Source organism: Micromonospora sp. WMMD1102, assembly GCF_029626265.1.
In the GTDB taxonomy this organism is placed as follows: Bacteria; Actinomycetota; Actinomycetes; order Mycobacteriales; family Micromonosporaceae; genus Plantactinospora.
Genome location: NZ_JARUBN010000001.1, coordinates 8,241,671 through 8,260,789, shown reverse-complemented (window position 1 = coordinate 8,260,789; position 19,119 = coordinate 8,241,671). Strand labels below are relative to the sequence as shown.

22 protein-coding genes are annotated in these 19,119 nt (G+C 72.0%); 5 read left to right on the top strand and 17 right to left on the bottom strand.

Annotation, left to right across the window (positions count from 1 at the left end; all coding sequences use genetic code 11):
* Positions 1-128: 128 nt before the first annotated feature.
* Positions 129-608: an SRPBCC family protein gene (locus O7626_RS37540; RefSeq protein WP_278065678.1), complete on the bottom strand. Its 480-nt coding sequence runs from the start codon at positions 606-608 to the stop codon at positions 129-131.
* Complete coding sequence (locus O7626_RS37535; protein WP_278065677.1) at positions 605-1,021, bottom strand: metalloregulator ArsR/SmtB family transcription factor; 417 nt, start codon at positions 1,019-1,021, stop codon at positions 605-607. The genes O7626_RS37540 and O7626_RS37535 overlap by 4 nt, the downstream gene beginning before the upstream one ends.
* A gap of 150 nt (positions 1,022-1,171) precedes the next feature.
* Between O7626_RS37535 and O7626_RS37530 the strand changes: the two genes are divergently transcribed.
* Positions 1,172-1,792 carry a GIY-YIG nuclease family protein gene (locus O7626_RS37530; protein WP_278065676.1) on the top strand — a complete coding sequence of 207 codons (621 nt, stop codon included), beginning with the start codon at positions 1,172-1,174 and terminating at the stop codon, positions 1,790-1,792.
* Between the two features lie 14 nt (positions 1,793-1,806).
* On the opposite strand, the gene O7626_RS37525 is transcribed toward O7626_RS37530, so the two are convergent.
* The 15 genes from O7626_RS37525 to O7626_RS37460 all read right to left on the bottom strand — a co-directional run bounded on the left by O7626_RS37525 (position 1,807) and on the right by O7626_RS37460 (position 14,272).
* Positions 1,807-2,232 carry a nucleoside deaminase gene (locus O7626_RS37525; RefSeq protein ID WP_278065675.1) on the bottom strand — a complete coding sequence of 142 codons (426 nt, stop codon included), beginning with the start codon at positions 2,230-2,232 and terminating at the stop codon, positions 1,807-1,809.
* Positions 2,229-3,080: an LLM class flavin-dependent oxidoreductase gene (locus tag O7626_RS37520; RefSeq protein ID WP_278065674.1), complete on the bottom strand. Its 852-nt coding sequence runs from the start codon at positions 3,078-3,080 to the stop codon at positions 2,229-2,231. Before O7626_RS37520 ends, O7626_RS37525 begins: the two co-directional genes overlap by 4 nt.
* Before the next feature lie 144 nt (positions 3,081-3,224).
* Positions 3,225-3,746 carry a signal peptidase I gene (gene lepB / locus O7626_RS37515; protein WP_278065673.1) on the bottom strand — a complete coding sequence of 174 codons (522 nt, stop codon included), beginning with the start codon at positions 3,744-3,746 and terminating at the stop codon, positions 3,225-3,227.
* Between the two features lie 151 nt (positions 3,747-3,897).
* Complete coding sequence (locus O7626_RS37510; RefSeq protein ID WP_278065672.1) at positions 3,898-5,202, bottom strand: serine hydrolase domain-containing protein; 1,305 nt, start codon at positions 5,200-5,202, stop codon at positions 3,898-3,900.
* Between the two features lie 232 nt (positions 5,203-5,434).
* Entirely contained in the window at positions 5,435-6,076 is a 642-nt protein-coding gene (locus O7626_RS37505; RefSeq protein ID WP_278065671.1) for a TetR/AcrR family transcriptional regulator, read from the bottom strand.
* Complete coding sequence (locus tag O7626_RS37500) at positions 5,971-7,338, bottom strand: methyltransferase (RefSeq protein ID WP_278066497.1); 1,368 nt, start codon at positions 7,336-7,338, stop codon at positions 5,971-5,973. Before O7626_RS37500 ends, O7626_RS37505 begins: the two co-directional genes overlap by 106 nt.
* A gap of 31 nt (positions 7,339-7,369) precedes the next feature.
* A complete protein-coding gene (locus O7626_RS37495) occupies positions 7,370-8,047 on the bottom strand; it encodes a hypothetical protein (protein WP_278065670.1) in 678 nt (225 codons plus the stop codon).
* 150 nt (positions 8,048-8,197) lie between these two features.
* On the bottom strand, positions 8,198-8,986 hold the full coding sequence (locus tag O7626_RS37490) for a MerR family transcriptional regulator (RefSeq protein ID WP_278065669.1): 789 nt from the start codon (positions 8,984-8,986) through the stop codon (positions 8,198-8,200).
* A 30-nt stretch (positions 8,987-9,016) separates the two neighbouring features.
* The gene (locus O7626_RS37485) at positions 9,017-9,778 is read right to left on the bottom strand and encodes an ABC transporter permease (RefSeq protein WP_278065668.1); all 762 of its coding nucleotides are present in this window, start codon (positions 9,776-9,778) and stop codon (positions 9,017-9,019) included.
* A gap of 9 nt (positions 9,779-9,787) precedes the next feature.
* Positions 9,788-10,585, bottom strand: coding sequence for an ABC transporter ATP-binding protein (locus O7626_RS37480; RefSeq protein ID WP_278065667.1), 798 nt, complete (start codon positions 10,583-10,585; stop codon positions 9,788-9,790).
* A gap of 218 nt (positions 10,586-10,803) precedes the next feature.
* Entirely contained in the window at positions 10,804-11,133 is a 330-nt protein-coding gene (locus tag O7626_RS37475) for a DUF1416 domain-containing protein (RefSeq protein WP_278065666.1), read from the bottom strand.
* Complete coding sequence (locus tag O7626_RS37470; protein WP_278065665.1) at positions 11,130-11,978, bottom strand: sulfurtransferase; 849 nt, start codon at positions 11,976-11,978, stop codon at positions 11,130-11,132. Before O7626_RS37470 ends, O7626_RS37475 begins: the two co-directional genes overlap by 4 nt.
* A 169-nt stretch (positions 11,979-12,147) precedes the next feature.
* A complete protein-coding gene (locus O7626_RS41655; protein WP_311202345.1) occupies positions 12,148-12,225 on the bottom strand; it encodes an Ms5788A family Cys-rich leader peptide in 78 nt (25 codons plus the stop codon).
* Positions 12,226-12,361: 136 nt separating this feature from the next.
* Positions 12,362-13,174: a DUF2993 domain-containing protein gene (locus tag O7626_RS37465; RefSeq protein WP_278065664.1), complete on the bottom strand. Its 813-nt coding sequence runs from the start codon at positions 13,172-13,174 to the stop codon at positions 12,362-12,364.
* Positions 13,175-13,270: 96 nt separating this feature from the next.
* Complete coding sequence (locus tag O7626_RS37460) at positions 13,271-14,272, bottom strand: hypothetical protein (protein ID WP_278066496.1); 1,002 nt, start codon at positions 14,270-14,272, stop codon at positions 13,271-13,273.
* A gap of 430 nt (positions 14,273-14,702) precedes the next feature.
* Here O7626_RS37460 and O7626_RS37455 point away from each other — a divergent pair, with 430 nt between their 5' ends.
* From O7626_RS37455 to pstS, 4 genes are all read left to right on the top strand, one after another.
* Entirely contained in the window at positions 14,703-15,416 is a 714-nt protein-coding gene (locus O7626_RS37455; RefSeq protein WP_278065663.1) for a response regulator transcription factor, read from the top strand.
* Between the two features lie 250 nt (positions 15,417-15,666).
* On the top strand, positions 15,667-16,725 hold the full coding sequence (locus O7626_RS37450) for a polysaccharide deacetylase family protein (protein WP_278065662.1): 1,059 nt from the start codon (positions 15,667-15,669) through the stop codon (positions 16,723-16,725).
* A 40-nt stretch (positions 16,726-16,765) separates the two neighbouring features.
* On the top strand, positions 16,766-17,719 hold the full coding sequence (gene mshD, locus O7626_RS37445; protein WP_278065661.1) for a mycothiol synthase: 954 nt from the start codon (positions 16,766-16,768) through the stop codon (positions 17,717-17,719).
* A gap of 263 nt (positions 17,720-17,982) precedes the next feature.
* Entirely contained in the window at positions 17,983-19,086 is a 1,104-nt protein-coding gene (gene pstS, locus O7626_RS37440) for a phosphate ABC transporter substrate-binding protein PstS (RefSeq protein ID WP_278066495.1), read from the top strand.
* The last annotated feature ends 33 nt before the right edge of the window (positions 19,087-19,119 follow it).

The window sequence follows — 19,119 nt, the reverse complement described above, 5'->3', positions numbered from 1 at the left end:
TCAGAGTGTCAGGCGCACCGGCGATCCGGCCGGCGGCGACCGTCCGGCACTGTCGAGAAGCCGACACCGGACGGCCACCACCGACCCCGGGCGGCCGGATATCCCGCCTTCGGCAATGGGCGGATCGGCTATCGCTGCGCCTCGAAGTAATCTTTCATCGCCGGGTAGTAGTCGTCGAAGTTCGGCGCCGGTCGACCCTCGTGCGACGCCACCAGCGCGTCCAGGTAGTACTCCCAACCCGGTCCGACGTCGCCGACGCTCCCGGTGTCGGTCAGGTGCTGCGTGAACCGCAACTCGGTCACTCCCGCGTCCTCGGCCAGCGTCATGTCCAGGTTCCAGGTGCCGTGCTCGTCCACGGCGGAAACCGCCAGCCGGCGCGGCGGCTCGCACGCGTCGATGGTCAGCTCCATCCAGGGCTCGCCCTCCTCGTGCACCATCTGGACCTTGACGGTGCGTCCCGGCCCCGCGTCGCCCTGCCAGGGGCCGAACCAGCGTGCCGTACGCGCCGGGTCGGTGAGACTGGCCCAGACGTCGGCGACGGGAGCCCGGAAGGTGCGGGTCAGGACGAGGTCGTTTCCGAACAGTCGGCCGGTCGGTGTCGGGCTCATGCGGTCTCCTTCTGGGCTGGGTGCCGCTCGGTGGTTGCCTGGGTTGTCTGGGTTGGGCGCCGCTCGGTGGCCGGGTGCCGGTCGGCGGCCGTCTGCCGCTCGCGGCGGGTGCGGTAGACCTCGGTCTCCAGTGCGTCGAGGCGGTGCTGCCAGCCGGACGGGCGCATCAGCCGACCCAGCCACCCGGTCAGCTCGTCCAGCGGCGCGGTGACCAGCGTGTAGACCCGCCGACGTCCGTCAACCGTGTCGCGCACCAGCCCGGCCTCGCGCAGCACCCGCAGGTGACGGCTGACCGCCGGCCTGCTGATCACGAACCGGTCGGCGACCTGCCCGGCCGAGAGCGGCTCGTCGCGCAGCATCAGCAGGATCTCCCGCCGCACCGGATCGGCGATCGCGTTCACCACCTCGTCCACCCCGAAAGCGTAACCTATAGGTTACGCTTTCGTCGACGCCGGGCGGCACCCCGGACGCTGCCTCCACGCTCCGCACATACACATTTACGGTCGTCGGACACGATGGCCAGCCCGTTCGGCGCGCACCTCTCGGCGCCTAGCATCGCACCGATGAACACTCCCGAAATGCGACCCCACTATCCCCGCACCGACGACCTCCGCACCGACGAGGCCCGGGTCACGGAGGCCCTACGCCTGCTGTCCGGCGCGCCACTCGAACTCGACGTCGCCGTCAGGCGACTCGGCCGCGGCAGCGGCGTCTACGCCTGGTGGGCCGCTCCTTCGACCCTTCCCGACCTCCCCGGGCCGCCGAACGGGACCGTCCCCTCGCTCCGGCTGCTCTACCTCGGTCGGGCGACCAGCCTGCGGGGCCGGATCCTGCGCAACCACCTCCGGCGTTCGGGAAGCTCGACGCTGCGCCGGACCCTGGCCGGGCTCCTCGTGGCCGAGGGTTACCGGACGACCTGGACCGACCGCGTCGTCCTGGTCCCCGAGGACGAGACACGACTGACCGCATGGATGCACACGCACCTGCGCCTCACCTGGGCCGAGGACGCGGAGCCGGAGACCGTCGAGGCCGAACTCGTCCGGCGCCTGCATCCACCGCTCAACGTGCACGGCGTCGACCCCGAACACGTCCAGCCGACCGTGGTCGCCGCGAAGAACGCCTACGACACCAGCAGCAGCCCGGCCGAGCGGGAGCGGGAAGCCCCGCCCGCCAGACCGCGGTAGTGGTTCCGTGCGCCCTAGTAGTAGCTGTCGATCGGCTGACGTGCCTCTTCGAACAGCGCCGGCCCCTCGTACCGCACCGGCGCAAGCGGCGGGGTGGCCGGCTTGACCTGCTCGAACTGTTCGGCTGACAGGGCGTACACCACCCGGCCGAGGCCGGACCGGGCGATCGCGGTCGCACACATCGGGCAGGGCTCGCAGCTGGTGAACATCGTGGTGGCCGCTGCCACCTCGGGGCTGAGTTCCCGAGCGGCCCAGCGGGCCAGCTTCAGCTCCGGATGGGCGGTGATATCCGAGTCGGAGACCACCGTGTTGTGGTCCTCGATCAGGACCGCACCGTCCGCACCGACCAGCAGCGAGCCGAACGGCCGTTCGCCGGCCGCCCCGGCCCGGCTCGCGAGTTCCACCGCACGGCGGAGGAACTTCTCGTCGTCCGAAGTCATCGGTCCTCCTGGGATTTCTGGTACGCGGCCAGGGCCGCGAGGGTCTGCCAGGCGCGTTCGGGCCGGCGGATCTCGGCCAGGTCGCCGTTGAACGGGTCGAGCAACACCGTATCGGCGCCGAGCAGGCGGATCTGCTCGATATCGGCGATGATCTGGTCGAGGGTGCCGACCCCGGCGAGCCGTTCCGGGTCGGTGACCGCTTCCCGGGTCTCCGGCACCGCGATGCGTGGCATCAGCGCGGGCACCGGGCGGCCCAGTTCGTCGGCGGTGGACTTCAGCCGCCCGACCGCCTCGACCAGCCACCCGGGCGTGAACCGCAGCGGATGCCAGGCGTCACCGAGCAGTACGGCCCGACGGATGCCGGCGTCGCTGTTGCCGCCGACCCAGATCGGGATCGCCGCCGTGTCGTAGTCGTCGGTGTCCCGCCAGGCGTCGCGGATCGCCCGGAGGTACTCGTCGGTCAGCGCACCGCGCCGCCGGAACGGCACGCCGAGCGCCTCGAACTCCTGCCGGGCCCAGCCGACACCGACGCCGAGGACGAGCCGGCCACCGCTGAGCCGGTTGAGGTTCGCCGCCATCCGGGCGGTGAGCAGCGGATGCCGGTACGGGACGATGAGCACCGTGGTGCCCAGCCGGACCCGGTGGGTCACCCCGGCCAGCCAGGACAGCGTGGTGAACGGCTCGTAGAACGGCGCCGGATACTGCTCGGCAACGTCCGGGGTCACCGCGATGTGGTCGGAGACCATCAGCAGGTCGAAGCCGAAACCCTCGATCGTCTGCGCCCACCGCCGCAGCATGTCCGGGTCGGTCCCTGGGCCGAAGTTCGGTACGTTCACGCCGAGTTTCACGGGTCCCAGGCTAGTCAGCCTGACTCCGGCTTGTGAACGACATGATCGCCGCCTTTCCTCGTCTCTGCCGTGAACCCCACCGGCAGATCTCGGATCAGCGTCGGCCACCTCGGCAGATCCCTGCCCGTGTCGGGTGCGTGCTGGTCAGTCGGCCATCACGGCGAAGACCGACGACACCGGCACCGGCCCGGCACACCGGGAGTCGTTCGACCGGGCGCGGCTGTCGCCCATGACGAAGACGGAGTCGGCCGGCACGGTGACCGCCGCGAACCGGCGCGACCCGCAAGAGTGCGGGTTCGGCGGCTCGTCGAGCGACGCGTCCTCGGCCACGTACGGCTCGGCCAGCGCTTTACCGTCGACGGTCACCCTGCCCGAGGTGTCGCAGCAGGCGATGGTTTCGCCGCCGACCGCGACGACGCGTTTGAGCAGCGGCGCCTCACGGTCACCCCAGAGACCGCCCGGGGAGCGGAGCAGGACGACATCGCCGCGCCGCGGCTCGTAGGTGCCGCCGACTGTCCGTACGGTGACAACCTGGCCGGACTCGACCGTCGGCTCCATGCTGACGCCGCCCTGGGTGAACTGTTCGGTGGCCCCCGTCCCGGTCGCCTCACCGTCACCGCAGCCAGCGACAGCCACCACGAGAAGGAGCACCATCAGTCTGCGCATCCGACGGATGCTGCCAGAAGCGGCGCTGCCGCGCGGCCCGCCGGGCAGTCGAAGCGCGGGACGGTCGACGTCGACCGGCACTCGGACGTGGACGTCTCGACGCCTCCCGGTGAGGACCACCGGGAGGCGTCGAGACGGTGCGAGAACGGAACTACTTCGTGGTGGCCAGGGCGGGTGCCGCGCTGTGCAGGTCCGCCAGCACCGAATCCGGCACCGGCTTGTCGAGCGTCTCGCAGACGGACGCGTCGGTCGCGGCCATCGCCACCTTGTAGTAGTGGTCCCACCGGGCGTTCGGCTCGGCGTCGATGGGCTCGGCGTTGGCGACGCTGACCACCGTACGCCGGCCGTCGGCGGTGGCCAGCGCGATGCTGTGGTGCCCGAGGGTGTCACCGCCGTGGCCCCACACCGTGCCGCAGGCCGAGTCGAGCCTGATCAGGCCGAGCCCGTAGCCACCCTTCATGCCGAAGCCCTCCGGCAGCTCGACGGTGGTCTTCATCTGCTCGAGCTGCGCCTTCGAGAAGAGCTTGCCCTGGAGTACGGCGGAGAAGAACCGGGACAGGTCGTCGGTGTTCGAGATGACGGCCCCGGCGGCACCGCCCCAGCCACCGATCGGCCAGCTGGCCGTGTCGACGTAGACCGGCTCCGGGCCGGCGAGCCGCACCCCGTAGCCGTGCGCATAGCCCGGTCCGGTGTGCACGGCGCGGGGGTTGGCGTAGTAGGTGTGCCTGAGGCCGAGGGGTTCGGCGATGCGCTGCTGCACCAGTACCGGCAGGCTCTTGCCGGTCAGCTTCTCGAGGATCATCCCGAGCAGGGTGTAGTTGGTGTTGGAGTAGGACCAGTCCTTGCCCGGCGGGAAGTTCGGCTCGTGCTCGAACGCCACGGCGAGCAGTTCCCGGTCGGTCCACACCCGCTGCGGGTCGCTCACCACGCCGGCCATGAACTCCTCGTCGGCGGTGTAGCTGTACAGCCCGCTGGTGTGGTTGAGCAGCATCCGGACAGTGATGTTCCGGCCGTTCGGGACGATGCCCGGCAGATACCGGGCGACCGGCGCGTCCAGCTTGAGCTGTCCCCGGTCCACCAGTTGCAGGGCGAGGACGGCCGTGAAGGTCTTCGTGTTGCTGCCCGCCTCGAACTGGTCGCGCGGGGCCATCGGCCGCTCGGTGGCGATGTCCGCGAGCCCGGCGGCGGTACGGCTCACCCGGTGGTCCTTGCCGATCCGGGAGGCGAACCCGGGCGGACCGGCCGCCATCATGCTGCGGGCGACGTCCTCCATCACGGCGTTCCGGCCGGGATTGCCGGGCCTGGCCGGGCTGGTCACCTCGGGGCGCTCGTCGGCCAGCACGGCAGCGGCGGTGCCGACACCGGTGGCGGTCAGCGCGGCGGCGGCCGTCACCAGGATCGCGGCCATCCGGATCGGGCGTGACTTCCTGCTCGGCAATCGCTCTGTCGTCGTCATGCATCGATCCTGTCGACTTCCGTCGGCAAGGTCATTGCAGCTCACTGGCCAATCCGCGATCAGACCGCACTACCGGCGAGGTAGTGCCAGCCCTACCTCACCGCCCACCGGCGGGTGCACGGACGGGGCAGCTCGACAGTCTGCGTTCGGGACATGCCGCCGCAGCCAGCGCCGTCCGGGGCGGTCCGGTCCGGGGCAGGACAGGACCCAAGCCGCCAGCGCCCGGACCGGGTCAGGACTCCCGGGTACGCCGGGCCGCGCGCTCGACCGTGGCCTTCAGCGCCCGCCGGGGTACCGGACCCAGCTCGTCCACCACGTCGACCAGCAGGGCGAGCTGTTCGAGCGCGGCGAACGCCTGGTCCGCACCCGCCTCGTCCACGCCCTCGTAGAGTTCGAGCCCGACGAACGCCCCGGAGACCGCCCGGGCCAGCCCGCCGACGTCGGCGACCTCGGCGAACGGCGACCCGGTGAGCAGCCGGCGGAGCACGGTCTCGATCTCGGCGACCCAGAGCCGCAGGGCGGCGGCGACCGACTCGGCGAGCCGCCGGTCGGTCTGGGCGCCGGCCAGCAGTTGCGCGAGCACCGAGACGTGCCCGAGTTCCTTCTCCCGCTCGTGCAGCGTACGGCCGACGTCGAGGAGTTCGCGCAGGGTGCGTACCTCGGCGAAGCGGGCGGAGTAGGCCCGGACCCGGGCGGCGGTGTTGACCGTGCAGGCCGCCGCCAGCAGTTCGTCCACGCTGCCGAAGTGGTAGAAGACCAGCGCCTGGTTCACCCCGGCGGCGCTGGCGATGGTCCGGGCGGAGACCCCGGCGATGCCGTGTGCGCTGACGGCGGCGAGGGCACCGTCGAGAAGTCGCTGCTTGGTGTCGGACATCCCTCTCCTCGCGGCCGGGCCAGGTGCGGTGGTGCGATCATCGCATCGGTCACCAGTTGGGCCAGCCAGGCCACTCCCGGCAACCGCAGCGACCAGCCCAGACAGGCCCAGCCCAGGGTGACGTGCTCCAGTGCGCGGGCGACGGCGGCGACCCCCCGTTCCTGGTGGCCGTCGCCGCCCGCGTACCGGGCCCGGCGCAGTCCGGCCGGGTGCTCCGCGGCCGGGCGGAGGAGGAGCCCGCGCGGTCCGCGCCGGTTGAGGAAACCGCCCACGGCGGCGCACGGTCCGCAGTCGTCTTCCAGCCAGAGCAGCGCCGCCGGCCCGTCCGACGGGTACGGTCGCCAGCGCGGCAACCACTCGCGGACCTGGGACCGGTACCGGAGCCAGTCCGGCCCGTACCGGTTCGCCAGGTCCCGCCGCTCGCGCGGGCCGGCCACGCTGATCCCGAACGCCACGGTGGCCAGCGCGGCGGCGGCGAGCCAGCCGCTGCCGGCGGCCAACGCCAGCAGCAGGAGCAGTCCGACGGTGCTCAGCTGCATCGGTTTGCCGACGTAGGCGTACGGGCCGGTGGTGACCAGCCGGCGCGGCGGATCCCACGGGTACGGCGTCCCGCCGCCCCGGACCGCGAACTCCCGCACCGCCGCGAGTGCCGGTACGGCCACCAGCAGGCCGAGCTGGGCCAGCACGAACAGCCAGGACGCCGGCAGGCGGCCGACCCGCCCCCACGAGCCGTCGCCGACCTCGAAGACCACAGTGGGCAGCAGCCACAGCACCAGCGCGGTGAAGACGACCAGTTGCAGCAGTACCCGGGCGGCCAGCCGGCGCCGGTCGGCGCTCCACCTGCCGAGCAACTGGGCGGGCAGCGCCACCAGGAGCAGTCCGACGACCTCACCGACCAGCCAGGACGGCCCGAGCTGGACCAGCGGGCGCAGCTGCGGCATCGCCACCGCGTCGAGCCAGCAGAGCAGGCCGAGCGCCACCGGCAGCGGCAGTGTCCGGCGCAGCAGCACCGGCAGCGGCCCCCACAGCAGGGCCCAGCCGAGCCACAGGTCGACCGGCATGTCCCGGAGCGCGCCGTCGACCGGGGCGAACGCGTACCAGCCGGTGCGGCGGGCCAGTTCGGTCAGGCCGGCGATCCCGACCGCCGCAGCGACGAAGGCGAGCAGTGCGGCGAACCTGGAATTACGGGCCCGATCCACCCGGGCGGCGCCCAGCGTCAGCGCCACGGGAACCAGCAGGCACAGGTAGCGGGCCGCCGTCATGCCCACCCGGCCACCGCCGTCGCCGTCGCCGTCATCGCAGGTCGAGCATGTCGAGCAGGTGGCCGGTCCCCTCGTGCAGCAGGACGTCCTGGAGTGGACCGAAATACCAGGAGGGGTCCAGACCCCGCTGGTAGCCGACGGTCAGCCGGATCTCGCTGTGCCCGGCGTCGACGGCCTGCCAGTGCAGGTCGGCCCGCTGCCAGGTCAACCACCGCCCGGTGATCGAGGTGTCCTCGACGAACCGGAAGCCGATCCGGTCCGTCGTCACCGAGTCGACCTCGGCGACCAGCTGACCACCGGGCCCGTGCGACGTGCCGTGGTAGCTGAAGGTCCACCGGTCGCCGACCTCCAGCCCGGTCCCGTGTACGTGCCTGGGCACGGGCACGCCGAGCATCCGCAGTGGAACGGACCGGACCCCGGTGGGTCGGGGGCCGGCGGCCAGCCGGCCGGCGAGGTCACCGGCCGGGACCGCGACCACCCGTACCGTCTCGACCGACTGGTCCGGCGCGAGCCGGAACCCGGGCGCGGTGCCCTCGAAGCCGCCGACCAGCAGCAGCATCGGCAGCCCGACGAAGAGCAGGGCGCTGTCGGCCCGGCCGGCCCGTACGGTGAAGACGAAGGCGACCACGCCGACCCCGGCGATCAGGCCGGCGAGGATCCAGTTCGCCCGGCTCCGCCGGCCTGCTCGCGTCTCGTCCCGCCCGTCCATCCGCCCACCCCGCAGGACGTCGTTTTGAGCGATCGCTCAAAAGTCAGGCTAGCCGAGTTTGAGCGATCGCTCAACCACACGTCCGGCCCGCCTCCCGGTCGCCCGCGGCGGATCAGCCGGCCGGTCGGCCGGGCCAGTCAGCCGAGCGGGTCAGCCGGGCGGGTCAGCCAGCCGCTCCATCCGGGTCCAGCCGGTCCAGCCGCGCTCACGCATCAGCTCCAGCAGCCGGCGTGCCCGAGGGTCGGTCTCGACGGCGAGTCCGTGCATGAGGTCGAACGGCAGAGTGTCGCCCATCGCCTCGCCGACATCTGCCTCGCCGGCCGCGTACGCCTGCTCGAACAGGCCGGCCATGAGGTCGGCGAGTTCCGCCAGCCGCGACTCGGCGGCCACGTCGGACGGATCGCTCTCGACGAGCTCCGAGATGAGCCGGTAGAGCTGGACCTGTCGCGGGTCGTCGAGCAGCGCGAACTTCCCCGGCATGAAATCGCGGAGGCGATCGGGCCAGCGGGCCCCGAGCAGGATCCACCCGTCCCGTTCACCCCGCACGACCCGCTCCGACACCCCCATCTCGCGCAGCCGATCGAGATAGCCGGTCACCTCCGGCGGGAGCATCAGACTGTCCCCGGCGGTGAGCTGCGCGATCTGTTTCCGGCTCGCCTCCAGCCGCTCGATCTCGTCACGCAGCTGGCTGTCGATCCGCTCGACCGCCTCGGCGAAGCTCGGCTCGTCGGCTTCGAGCAGCTGACCGATCCGGGCCAGCGGTACGCCGGCGTTGGCGAGGGTGCGGATCTTGATGAGAGCCACCACCGCCGTCGCGCCGTACCGCCGGTAACCCGAATCGTCCCGGGCCGGCTCGGGCAGCAGGCCGATCTGGTGGTAGTGCCGCACCGCCCGCACCGTGACACCGGCGTACGCGGCCAGCTGACCGATCGTGAGCATCCTCTGATCCTGCCCCAACCCGCCCCCGGCTCAGGAGATCCTGCGCCGGTAGGTGATATCCGCGAACACGTAGGCGACGACGAGGATGCCGACACACCAGGCGAGGGCGGTCCAGATGTCGTTGCCGACCGGCTGCTCGGTGAACAGGGCCCGGATCGTGTTGACGATGGAGGTCACCGGCTGGTGTTCGGCGAAGGCGCGTACCGGGCCGGGCATGGTCTCGGTGGGCACGAAGGCCGAGCTGACGAACGGCAGGAAGATCAGCGGGTACGAGAACGCGCTCGCGCCCTCCACGGACTGTGCGGTGAGACCGGGGATCACGGCGAGCCAGGTCAACGCCAGGGTGAACAGGATCAGGATGCCGGCGACCGCGAGCCAGGCCAGCACGCCGGCGCCCGAGCGGAAGCCCATCAACAGGGCGACACCGACCACGAGCACCAGGGAGATCACGTTGGCCAGCAGCGAGGTCAGGACGTGCGCCCAGAGCACGCCCGAGCGCGCGATCGGCATCGACTGGAACCGCTCGAAGATCCCACCCTTGATGTCCGAGAAGAGGCGGAACGCGGTGTAGGAGATGCCGGACGCGATGGTGATCAGCAGGATGCCCGGGAGCATGTAGTCCACGTACGAGACCGGCCCGGTGTCGATCGCGCCGCCGAAGACGTAGACGAACATCAGCATGATGGCGATCGGCGTGATCGCGGTCGTGACGATGGTGTCCATGCTGCGTGTGACGTGCCGCATCGTCCGTCCGGTGAGCACGGCGGTGTCGGCGAGGAAATGTGTCGTCATCGTCGTCCTCTACTTCTCGTTCCGGCCGGTGCCGGTGTTCCCGACGACCGCGAAGAAGATCTCTTCCAGGGACGGCTGCCGCTCGACGTACTCGGCCTTGGCCGGCGGCAGCAGGTCCCTGAGCTGGGCCAGGGTGCCGTCGACGATGATCCGGCCCTGGTGCAGGATCGCGATCCGGTCGGCGAGCTGCTCGGCCTCCTCCAGGTATTGCGTGGTGAGCAGCACGGTCGTGCCGCCCTCGGCGAGCTGCCGGACGGCCTGCCACACCTCGATCCGCGCCTCCGGGTCCAGCCCGGTGGTCGGCTCGTCTAGGAAGATCACCGGCGGGCTCCCGATCAGGCTCATCGCGATGTCCAGCCGACGACGCATGCCACCGGAGTAGGTCGCCACCCGCCGGCCCCCCGCCTCGGTCAGCGAGAAGCGCCGCAGCAGGTCGTCCGCGATCGCACCCGGGTCCTTCAGGTGCCGCAGCCTGGCGACCAGGACGAGGTTCTCCCGCCCGGTGAGGATCTCGTCGACCGCCGCGAACTGCCCGGTGAGACTTATCGCCCCGCGCACCTCGGCGGCCTGGCTCGCCACGTCGAAGCCCTCGACCCGGGCCGTTCCCGCGTCGGCGCGCAGCAGCGTGGCCAGGATCCTCACCAGCGTGGTCTTGCCGGCCCCGTTCGAGCCGAGCAGGGCGAAGATGCTGCCCGGCGCCACGTCGAGGTCCACGCCGCGCAGTACGCGCAGCTCCTTGTATGACTTCTCCAGGCCGCGTACCTGGATCGCGGGCCCACGGGCCCGGTCGGTTGTCGGGGTGCTCATGGCGAACAGCGTGCGGGGTTGACGTAGCGTCAGGGTCAAGCCCGAGTTCCTGTGCCCCGGCTCACTCGGCGCGGAGGCCGACGGAATCCGGGCGGCCGGCCCGGTGCTCTCGTCGCGCTGTCGGTGCTCGACGCAGCAGGCCGCTGTCGGTGCTCGACGCAGCAGGCCCCGCCCGCGTCGGGAAGGCGACGCCGGCGGGGCCGGTGGTTTGCGGAAGGTCAGGCGACCGTGACGGCCACCTCGTTGATGCCCCGGCCGGCGGTGACCGAGAGGTCGCCGTTGCCATGCCGGGAGAGCGCCCGCAGCGTCCAGGTGCCGGGCGCGGCGAAGAACCGGAACTGCCCGGCCGGCGAGGTGACCACCTCGGCGGTGAACTCGCCGGTGGAGTCGAGCAGCCGGACGTACGCCCCGGGAACCGGGTCGCCGTTCTCGGCGCTGACGACCCCGGTGATCACGGTTTCCTTCTCCAGGTCCAGGCTCGCCGGCAGCGGAGCCGCCTGGTCGGGTGCCGCGCAGCCGGCGGCGATCGGAGCGGTCATGGTGCTCACGCCTCCCCCGGCTCGTCGCCGAGCGCCACCGGCACGCCGACAAGCGAGCCGTACTCGGTCCAGGATCCGTCGTAGTTCTTCACGTTCTGGTGCCCGAGCAGCTCCTTGAGCACGAACCAGGTGTGCGAGGAGCGCTCGCCGATCCGGCAGTACGCGATGGTGTCCCTGCCGCCGTCCAGCCCCGCCTCGCCGTAGATCCTGCGCAGCTCGTCGTCGGACTTGAAGGTGCCGTCCTCGTTCGCCGCCTTCGACCACGGCACACTGATCGCGGTCGGGATGTGCCCGGCCCGCTGCGCCTGCTCCTGCGGCAGGTGCGCCGGGGCGAGCAGCCGGCCGGCGTACTCGTCGGGGGAGCGCACGTCGACCAGGTTCTTGCTGCCGATCGCGGCGACCGCCTCGTCGCGGAAGGCCCGGATCGACAGGTCCGGCTCCTGCGCGACGTACTGCGTGGCGGGGCGGGAGACGGTCTCGGTGACCAGCGGGCGGGCGTCCAGCTCCCACTTCTTGCGGCCGCCGTCGAGCAGCTTCACGTCGCCGTGGCCGTAGAGCTTGAAGTACCAGTACGCGTAGGCGGCGAACCAGTTGTTGTTGCCGCCGTAGAGCACCACGACGTCGTCGTTGGAGATGCCGCGCTCGGAGAGCAGCGCCTCGAACTGGGCCTTGTTCACGAAGTCCCGGCGTACCGGGTCCTGGAGGTCGGTCTTCCAGTCGAGCTTGATCGCACCGGCGATGTGCCCGCCGTCGTAGGCGGTGGTGTCCTCGTCGACCTCGACGAAGACCACGCCGGGAGCGTCGAGGTTCTTCTCGGCCCAGTCGGCCGAGACGAGTGCGGTGTCGCGACTCATCAGATCACTCCTTGGTGAGGATTGTGTGTGAGCCTGCGCGTGCGGATCGACCGATGTGGTTGTCGCATGTCACGCGCGGGACCCAAAGGACGGGATCACGGGTACGTGCGACGGCGCCGCTGCCGGGCGTGGGGAAAGGCTTCAGAGGGAACGCAGGACAGCCCCGCCGTCAGATGACGGGGCGACACAGGCAGGTGGCCACGCGGCACAGGTCGACCGCGCGCCGTTTGGTGAGGAGCGTCCCCATGAACGGGGAGCTTACCAGTGCGACGAAGGCGTTACACAGGACCAACCACGATCCGGGATCGCCGGGCAACGCCGACCGCGCCCGGCACGACGCCGGGTCCGGCCCCGCCGGGACCGGACCGCTCGACCGGCCTCGCTCAGCTGACCTCGCTCAGTGCCACGTCCCGGGCGCTGGCGGTGACGGCCAGCCCGTTCGGCAGTGGCCGTACCTCGTGCAGTTGCAGTGCGAACGGCAGCGGCGGCAGCGGCACCCGGACCGAGAGCTGCCGGGCGAAGTTGTTGACGAAGGTCTGGATCACCGGGTTGTCCGGCAGGTCGGCGGAGCTGAGCCGGTCGAAGGTGATCACGATGTCGTCGCCGTCGACCGTCACGTTCGCGGTGCCCTGGACGGTCAGCTCCTGGTTGATGATCGGCACCTGCACCGGCGCGGTGACGCCGAGCTTGCCCTCCTGCTCCCGCAGCTGCACCCCGGGCCGGTCGATCAGCGCCACCACGCTGTCGTACGCCACCGTCCCGGTGCCCTGGACCGTCTTCGCGGTGACCTCGCCCTGGCCGGAGCGGAGCGTGTCCAGCGACGCGGTCACGTTCCGGGCGTCCACCGTCAGCTCCGGCACCTTCACGGTCGCGTCCGTCCCCTCCACCGGCCCCTGCACGTCCCGGAGCAGCACCTTGACCGAGTCGTACCGGCCGCCCACCACCTGGGTCAGGAACGGGAAACCGCCGACGGTCACCTCCGGCGCCGAGGACTGGATGTTCTTCCGGGAAATCTCCTTGTCGACCTGCTCGGCGACCATCCGCTCGGCCACCCCGGCGGCGACCCGGTCGGCCACCACCAGCAGCCCGGCGAGCACCAGGAGCAGGATGACCAGGACCACGAGCGCCCGGCGCCCCCTGCGGCGGCGGGGCTTCTCGCCGTACGTCCCGTCCTCTGCCGGATAGCTGTCCGCCACGCCGCCTCCCTGCTCCGGTCCCGTCGCCGGCCCCTATCTACCCGATCGGGCAGATCTCCAACCGCCGGGGCGGACCGACGCTAACAGAGTCGTTTCCTACAGGAAGAAGACGCTCATCGCGTACGCCGCCGGGGCGGCCAGGGCGAAGCCGCCGAGCGGTCCCTGCATGTGCCGGGCCACCCACATCGTCGGTGGTTCGCCGGCCATCAGCCGGCCCGCCTCGGCGTAGCCGACCCCGAGGTCGGCCAGCACGGCCGCGGCGGCGGCGACCAGTCCGATCATCGCGCCGCTGGTCGGGGTGAACGCCACCAGGTAGCTGCCGAGGATGCCGGCGGCGAGGGTGCCGAGCATCGCCCCGATCACCACACCGGCGGCGCCGCGCGGCACCTGCGGGGCCAGCCGGGGCCAGGGCAGCAGCGCGTCGGTCAGCCGGGCGACGGTCAGCGCCACCGCCGCCGCCGTCAGGCAGACGAAGATCGCCTGGGTGCCCTTCGGGATCCGGCTCAGCACGATCAGGGTGCCGAACGCGACCACCCCGACCACGATGAAGAGGGTGGCGCCGAGCGAGTCGGTCACCCGGGCCCGGTCCGCCGACCGGACGAGTTGCCCGAGTACCCCGACGAGGAAGCCGCCGGCCGCCACGTACCCGAGGGGGGCGAGCGCGGCGATCTGCGGCAGTACGGCGGCGGCGTCGGCAGCGCCCGCCGCCAGCACCGCGACCCCGCCGACCAGCAGCAGGGCCGGCGGTCGCATCGCCATGGTCCAGGCCAGCACGAAGAGCAACTGCACCCCGAAGACGACCACCGCGAACGGCAGCCGGGCCCCCGGGCCGGCGGTCTGGGCCCCGAAGATCAGGCCGGTGCCGAGTAGTCCGGCGAAGCCGGCGATCGCCACCGAGAGCAGCCGGCGTACCGGTACCGGCGGCAGTTCCTCGTCGTCGTCGAGGTCCGCCGGGTCCACCTCGCTGTCCGGCCGCGCCCCGCCGCCGCCCCGGTGGCCGCCACCGGGGCGGGAGCCGTCCGGGTCCCGCGGAGCGTCGCCACCGCGCGGGCCGTCGCCACCGCGCGGACCGTCGGGCGTCCGGGGGCCGTCGGGCAGCCTTGGGCCGTCGGCCGGGCGGGGGCCGTCGAAGGGGCTGCGGGGGTCCGGGCCGGCGGGGCGACCGCGCGGGTCCGGGGCGCGGTGCGGGCCGGCCGGACCCGGGCGGTTCTCCGGCCAGGAGTCCCGGCCTGTCTCCGGTGGCGTCGAGGGGTACACGCCCTGATCGTGCCAGATCGGCCGCCCGACGCGCCGGGCCCGGCCGCCCTCGCACGGCAACACGATCCGGAAACCTGCCGGTAATGACCGATCACACAACCGATGAACCGAACGTGTGAGAACACCCGACGGAAGTTCCGATAGGGTTGAGCCTTACCTGCCCGTCAGTGACGCCGGGACGACCCCAGTCTCCAGCGGTCCCGGAGTTCCCCGCCCGAGCGCCGCTGGCCACCGCGCGGCGCTCGACGCGCCGCCGGGACGGAGGTGATGTGTGGAGATCCTGCTGCTGGTGACCGCGCGTGCAGGCGAACCGTCCGTTGTGCTGCCGGCACTCGATTTGCTCCCCCACTCGGTGCGTACCGCCCCCCGCGATGTCCGCACCCTCGTCTCCGGGCCCAGCCCGGATGCCGTGCTCGTCGACGCCCGCTCGGAACTGAGCGAGGCGCGGGCCACCTGCCGGATGTTGCACGCCACCGGGCTCGGTGTGCCGCTGGTGGCGGTGGTGACCGAGGCCGGTCTGATCGCGCTCAACGCCGACTGGGGCGTCGACGACGTGATCCTGGCCAGCGCCGGCCCGGCCGAGGTGGAGGCGCGGCTGCGACTCGCGGTGGGCCGGCTGAGCAACGCGACCGCCGCGGCCGGCGGGCTGATCCGGGCCGGTGAGCTGAGCATCGACCCCGACACGTACGCCGCCAAGCTCAAGGGCCGCCCGCTCGACCTGACCTACAAGGAGTTCGAGCTGCTCAAGTTCCTCGCCCAGCACCCGGGCCGGGTCTTCACCCGGGACCAGTTGCTCCGGGAGGTCTGGGGCTACGACTACTTCGGCGGCACCCGCACCGTCGACGTGCACGTACGCCGGCTGCGGGCCAAGCTCGGCTCGGAGTACGAGTCGATGATCGGCACCGTCCGGCAGGTCGGCTACAAGTTCGTCACCCCGCCCTCCCGGCCGCTGCCGGAGTCGGAGAACGTGCCGCTGCCCGTCTGACCCGACCCGTCTCGACCACGAAGGCCATCCGGCGGCGTGCCGGGTGGCCTTCTGGCGTACCAGCGGCGGCGGCAGGTGGGCTTCCGGAAGGAGCGGTCCGGGAAATGCCAAAAACATGAGGATTCAGGCAATACGTACGTAGCCTTGACCGGGAACGTCCGGAGGAGGCAGAGGTGGCACCAGCGGTTTCCACTGCGGTTTTCGGCACGGTACGAACGGCTGCCCCCGACCTCCGCACGGCGGCGCGCTGATGCCCACCGTCTCCCGGACCCACATGCTCACGGTCGCCACCCTGGTCACCGCCGCCGTGCTCGGCGGCGCGTACGCGCTCGGGCACACCCTCGGCCGCCCCGGCGGCCCGTTCGCCCGGCCGGAGACCCGGGCCCAGCACCATCCCCAACCGGGCGGTACGCCTGGCGACCGTCCCGGGGACCCGGCGGGAAACGACTCCACCGGCGGACGGGCCGAGCCCGGACAGCGCGACGGGCCGACCGGACGACCGGGTGGTCAGCCGCCGCCGACGCCGTCCGCCAGCGCACCGGCCCGCGGCAGCGGCCAGCCCGGTACCGCCGAGTCGGACCGGACCCGGGCGTACCAGCCGGGGCAGCTCCCCGCCGAGCCGGGCGGGCCGTACGGCGCCCGGGTCAGCACCGGAGGTCCCCAGGTGGCGCTGACCTTCGACGACGGCCCCGATCCCCGGTACACCCCGCAGGCCCTGGCCGCACTGCGCGAATACCACGTCAAGGCGACCTTCTGCCTGGTCGGCGAGAACGCCCAGGCCCATCCCGAACTGGTCCGGGCGATCGTGGCGGACGGGCACACCCTGTGCAACCACACCTGGCGGCACGACACCGACCTCGGCAAGCGCCCCGCCGCCAGCATCCGGGCCGACCTGGAACGCACCAGCGAGGCGATCCGGGCCGCCGTGCCCGACGCCCGGATCGGGTACTTCCGGCAGCCGGGCGGCGCCTGGACCGCCCGGGTGGTCGAGGTGGCCCGGCAGTTGGGCATGACCTCCGTGCACTGGGCGGTCGACCCGCAGGACTGGACCCGGCCGAGCGCGGCGACGATCGCGACCCGGGTGAGCACCGGCATCGCGCCCGGGTCGATCGTGCTGCTGCACGACGGAGGCGGCAACCGGCAGGGCACCATGGTCGCGCTCTACTGGCTGCTGCCCGAACTCGCCCGGCAGTACGCGCTCGCCGCGCTGCCGACCGGCCTGCCGGACCCGGGCAGCCCGTCGGCGAACACCCCTGGGGTGGCCGGCGGGCAGCCGACGCCGGGCGGGCAGCCGGCGGTCGGCGGCTGACCCGAGGCGGTGGACGCCTCGCGCGGGTTACGGTGGACAGGTGATCAACGGCCAGGGGACGGGCCCGCGGGTGGCCAGGCTCGACGAACTCGGCCCGGCGGACGTGCCGGCGGTACTCGCGCTGGCCGGTGCGGCGGGCGTCGCCGACGGTGCCGACCCGCTCTCCGAGCACGTGACGCTGCGACTGCGGCACGCCGGGGCGGGCCCCGCCAGTCATCTCGTCGTGCGGGACCCGGCCGGACCGCTTGTCGGCTACGGGTTCCTGGAGGGGCCGGACGAGGCGGGGGAGGTCGACGCCGAACTCGTCGTACATCCGGGGTGGCGCCGGCAGGGGGTCGGCCGGGCGCTGGTCTCGGCGGCGCTGTCCGGCGTACCCGAAAGCGGAGCGCTGCTGGTCTGGGCGCACAGCGACCATCCGTCCGCCGCCGCGCTCGCCCTCGACCTGGGGCTGCACCGGTCCCGGGTGCTGTGGCAACTGCGCCGGTCGCTGCGGGACCCGCTGCCCGAGGTCGGCCTGCCGGCCGGGGTCGCCATCCGGGCGTTCCGGCCGGGCGTCGACGACGAGGCGTGGCTGGCCGTCAACCGGCGGGCCTTCGCCAGCCATCCCGAGCAGGGCCGCTGGAACTCGGCCGAGCTGCGGTTGCGGCTCGGCGAGCCGTGGTTCGACCCGGCCGGTTTCCTGCTCGCCGTCGAGGAGTCGTCCGGACGGCTGCTCGGCTTCCACTGGACGAAGGTGCACGACCGTACGGAGGCGGCCACCCCGATCGGCGAGGTGTACGTGCTCGGCGTCGACCCGGACAGCCACGGGCTGGGGCTGGGCCGCGCGCTCACCCTGGCCGGCCTGCACCACCTGCGCGACGCGGGACTGTCCCGGGTGATGCTCTACGTCGACGAGTCGAACGCCGGGGCGATGGCACTCTATGCCCGGCTCGGCTTCGCCAACTGGCTGCGGCACGTCCGCTACCGCTGGTCCGACACTCCGACGGCAGCCTGACCGAGCTGCGAGGCAGCGCTCACCACCGGTCGTGAACCGCGCTAATAGCCCTACTCGTCACACCGGTCCCACGGTTCACGGAACGGACATCTTGCCCTCAGGATCCGGCCACCCAGCCGGCTCTCCCTGTTCACCCTGCGTTCACTCACGACCGGCGAACCGGCTACCTGGCGCTCCTAACTTCCCTACTAGCCGGCCACCAGCCGGCTCCCGGGGCCGCGCCCCGGGCTTGCTAGGCACACAAGGTGAAGGGAACCTTTCAGGTGAAGCTCCAGCGGCACGGCACCATTGCCTGTCTCGCTCTGGTCACGGCACTGGCAGTCAGCGCGTGCGGCTCGGACAATAACGAGCCCACCGAGCCATCGGCCTCCGGCTCCGGCGCGGCGACCGACTGCGCCACGGGGACCATCAACGCCCAGGGCTCCTCGGCGCAGAAGAACGCCGTCGACGAGTGGCGCAAGGCATACCAGCAGAAGTGCACCGGCTCGACCATCAACTACGAGCCGAGCGGTTCCGGTGCGGGCATCCAGGCCTTCATCGCCGGCACCGCGGACTTCGCCGGCTCGGACTCGGCGCTCAAGGAGGACGAGCAGCCGAAGGCCGACGCCAAGTGCCCCGACGGCAAGGCCATCCACCTGCCGATGGTGATCGGCCCGGTCGCGATCGTCTACAACGTGAACGGCCTGGACAACCTCCAGCTCAAGCCGGCCACCCTGGCGAAGATCTTCGCCGGCAAGGTCACCAAGTGGGACGACGCCGCGATCAAGGCCGACAACCCGGGCGCGACCCTGCCGTCGACCACGATCCAGACCGTGCACCGCTCGGACGAGTCGGGCACCACCGACAACTTCACCGACTTCCTGGCCAAGACCGCCGAGGCCGACTGGACCTTCGGCAAGGGCAAGGCCTGGAAGGCGCCGGGCGGCACCGGTGCGGCCAAGTCGGACGGTGTGGCCAGCGCGGTGAAGCAGGCCGACGGCAGCATCAGCTACGTCGAGATGTCGTACGCCGAGAACGGCGGCCTGAAGATGGCCAAGATCGGCAACGGGGCCGGCGAGTTCGCTGAGCTGACCCCGGAGTCGGCCGGTAAGACCATCGCCGGCGCCGAGGTGACCGGCGAGGGCGAAGACCTCAAGATGAAGATCGACTTCAACACCAAGGAGGCCGGGGCGTACCCGATCGTCCTGGTGACCTACGAGATCGTCTGCTCCAAGGGCCTCGCCGCCGACAAGCTGGCGCTGGTCAAGGGCTTCCTGGGCTACGCCGCCAGCACCGAGGGGCAGGCCGACCTGACCGAGCTGGGCTACGCCCCGCTGCCGGAGTCGGTCCGCACCAAGGTCGAGGCGTCGGTCAAGGCTCTCGCCTGATCTCCACACAGATCACCCTCATAACTTCGTCAA

Coding starts and splice junctions, on each gene's coding strand:
- O7626_RS37540 (WP_278065678.1), bottom strand. CDS start 608: ATGAGCCCGACACCGACCGGCCGACTGTTCGGAAACGACCTCGTCCTG.
- O7626_RS37530 (WP_278065676.1), top strand. CDS start 1,172: ATGAACACTCCCGAAATGCGACCCCACTATCCCCGCACCGACGACCTC.
- O7626_RS37525 (WP_278065675.1), bottom strand. CDS start 2,232: ATGACTTCGGACGACGAGAAGTTCCTCCGCCGTGCGGTGGAACTCGCG.
- lepB (WP_278065673.1), bottom strand. CDS start 3,746: ATGCGCAGACTGATGGTGCTCCTTCTCGTGGTGGCTGTCGCTGGCTGC.
- O7626_RS37510 (WP_278065672.1), bottom strand. CDS start 5,202: ATGACGACGACAGAGCGATTGCCGAGCAGGAAGTCACGCCCGATCCGG.
- O7626_RS37505 (WP_278065671.1), bottom strand. CDS start 6,076: ATGTCCGACACCAAGCAGCGACTTCTCGACGGTGCCCTCGCCGCCGTC.
- O7626_RS37500 (WP_278066497.1), bottom strand. CDS start 7,338: ATGACGGCGGCCCGCTACCTGTGCCTGCTGGTTCCCGTGGCGCTGACG.
- O7626_RS37495 (WP_278065670.1), bottom strand. CDS start 8,047: ATGGACGGGCGGGACGAGACGCGAGCAGGCCGGCGGAGCCGGGCGAAC.
- O7626_RS37490 (WP_278065669.1), bottom strand. CDS start 8,986: ATGCTCACGATCGGTCAGCTGGCCGCGTACGCCGGTGTCACGGTGCGG.
- O7626_RS37485 (WP_278065668.1), bottom strand. CDS start 9,778: ATGACGACACATTTCCTCGCCGACACCGCCGTGCTCACCGGACGGACG.
- O7626_RS37480 (WP_278065667.1), bottom strand. CDS start 10,585: ATGAGCACCCCGACAACCGACCGGGCCCGTGGGCCCGCGATCCAGGTA.
- O7626_RS37470 (WP_278065665.1), bottom strand. CDS start 11,978: ATGAGTCGCGACACCGCACTCGTCTCGGCCGACTGGGCCGAGAAGAAC.
- O7626_RS41655 (WP_311202345.1), bottom strand. CDS start 12,225: ATGGGGACGCTCCTCACCAAACGGCGCGCGGTCGACCTGTGCCGCGTG.
- O7626_RS37450 (WP_278065662.1), top strand. CDS start 15,667: ATGCCCACCGTCTCCCGGACCCACATGCTCACGGTCGCCACCCTGGTC.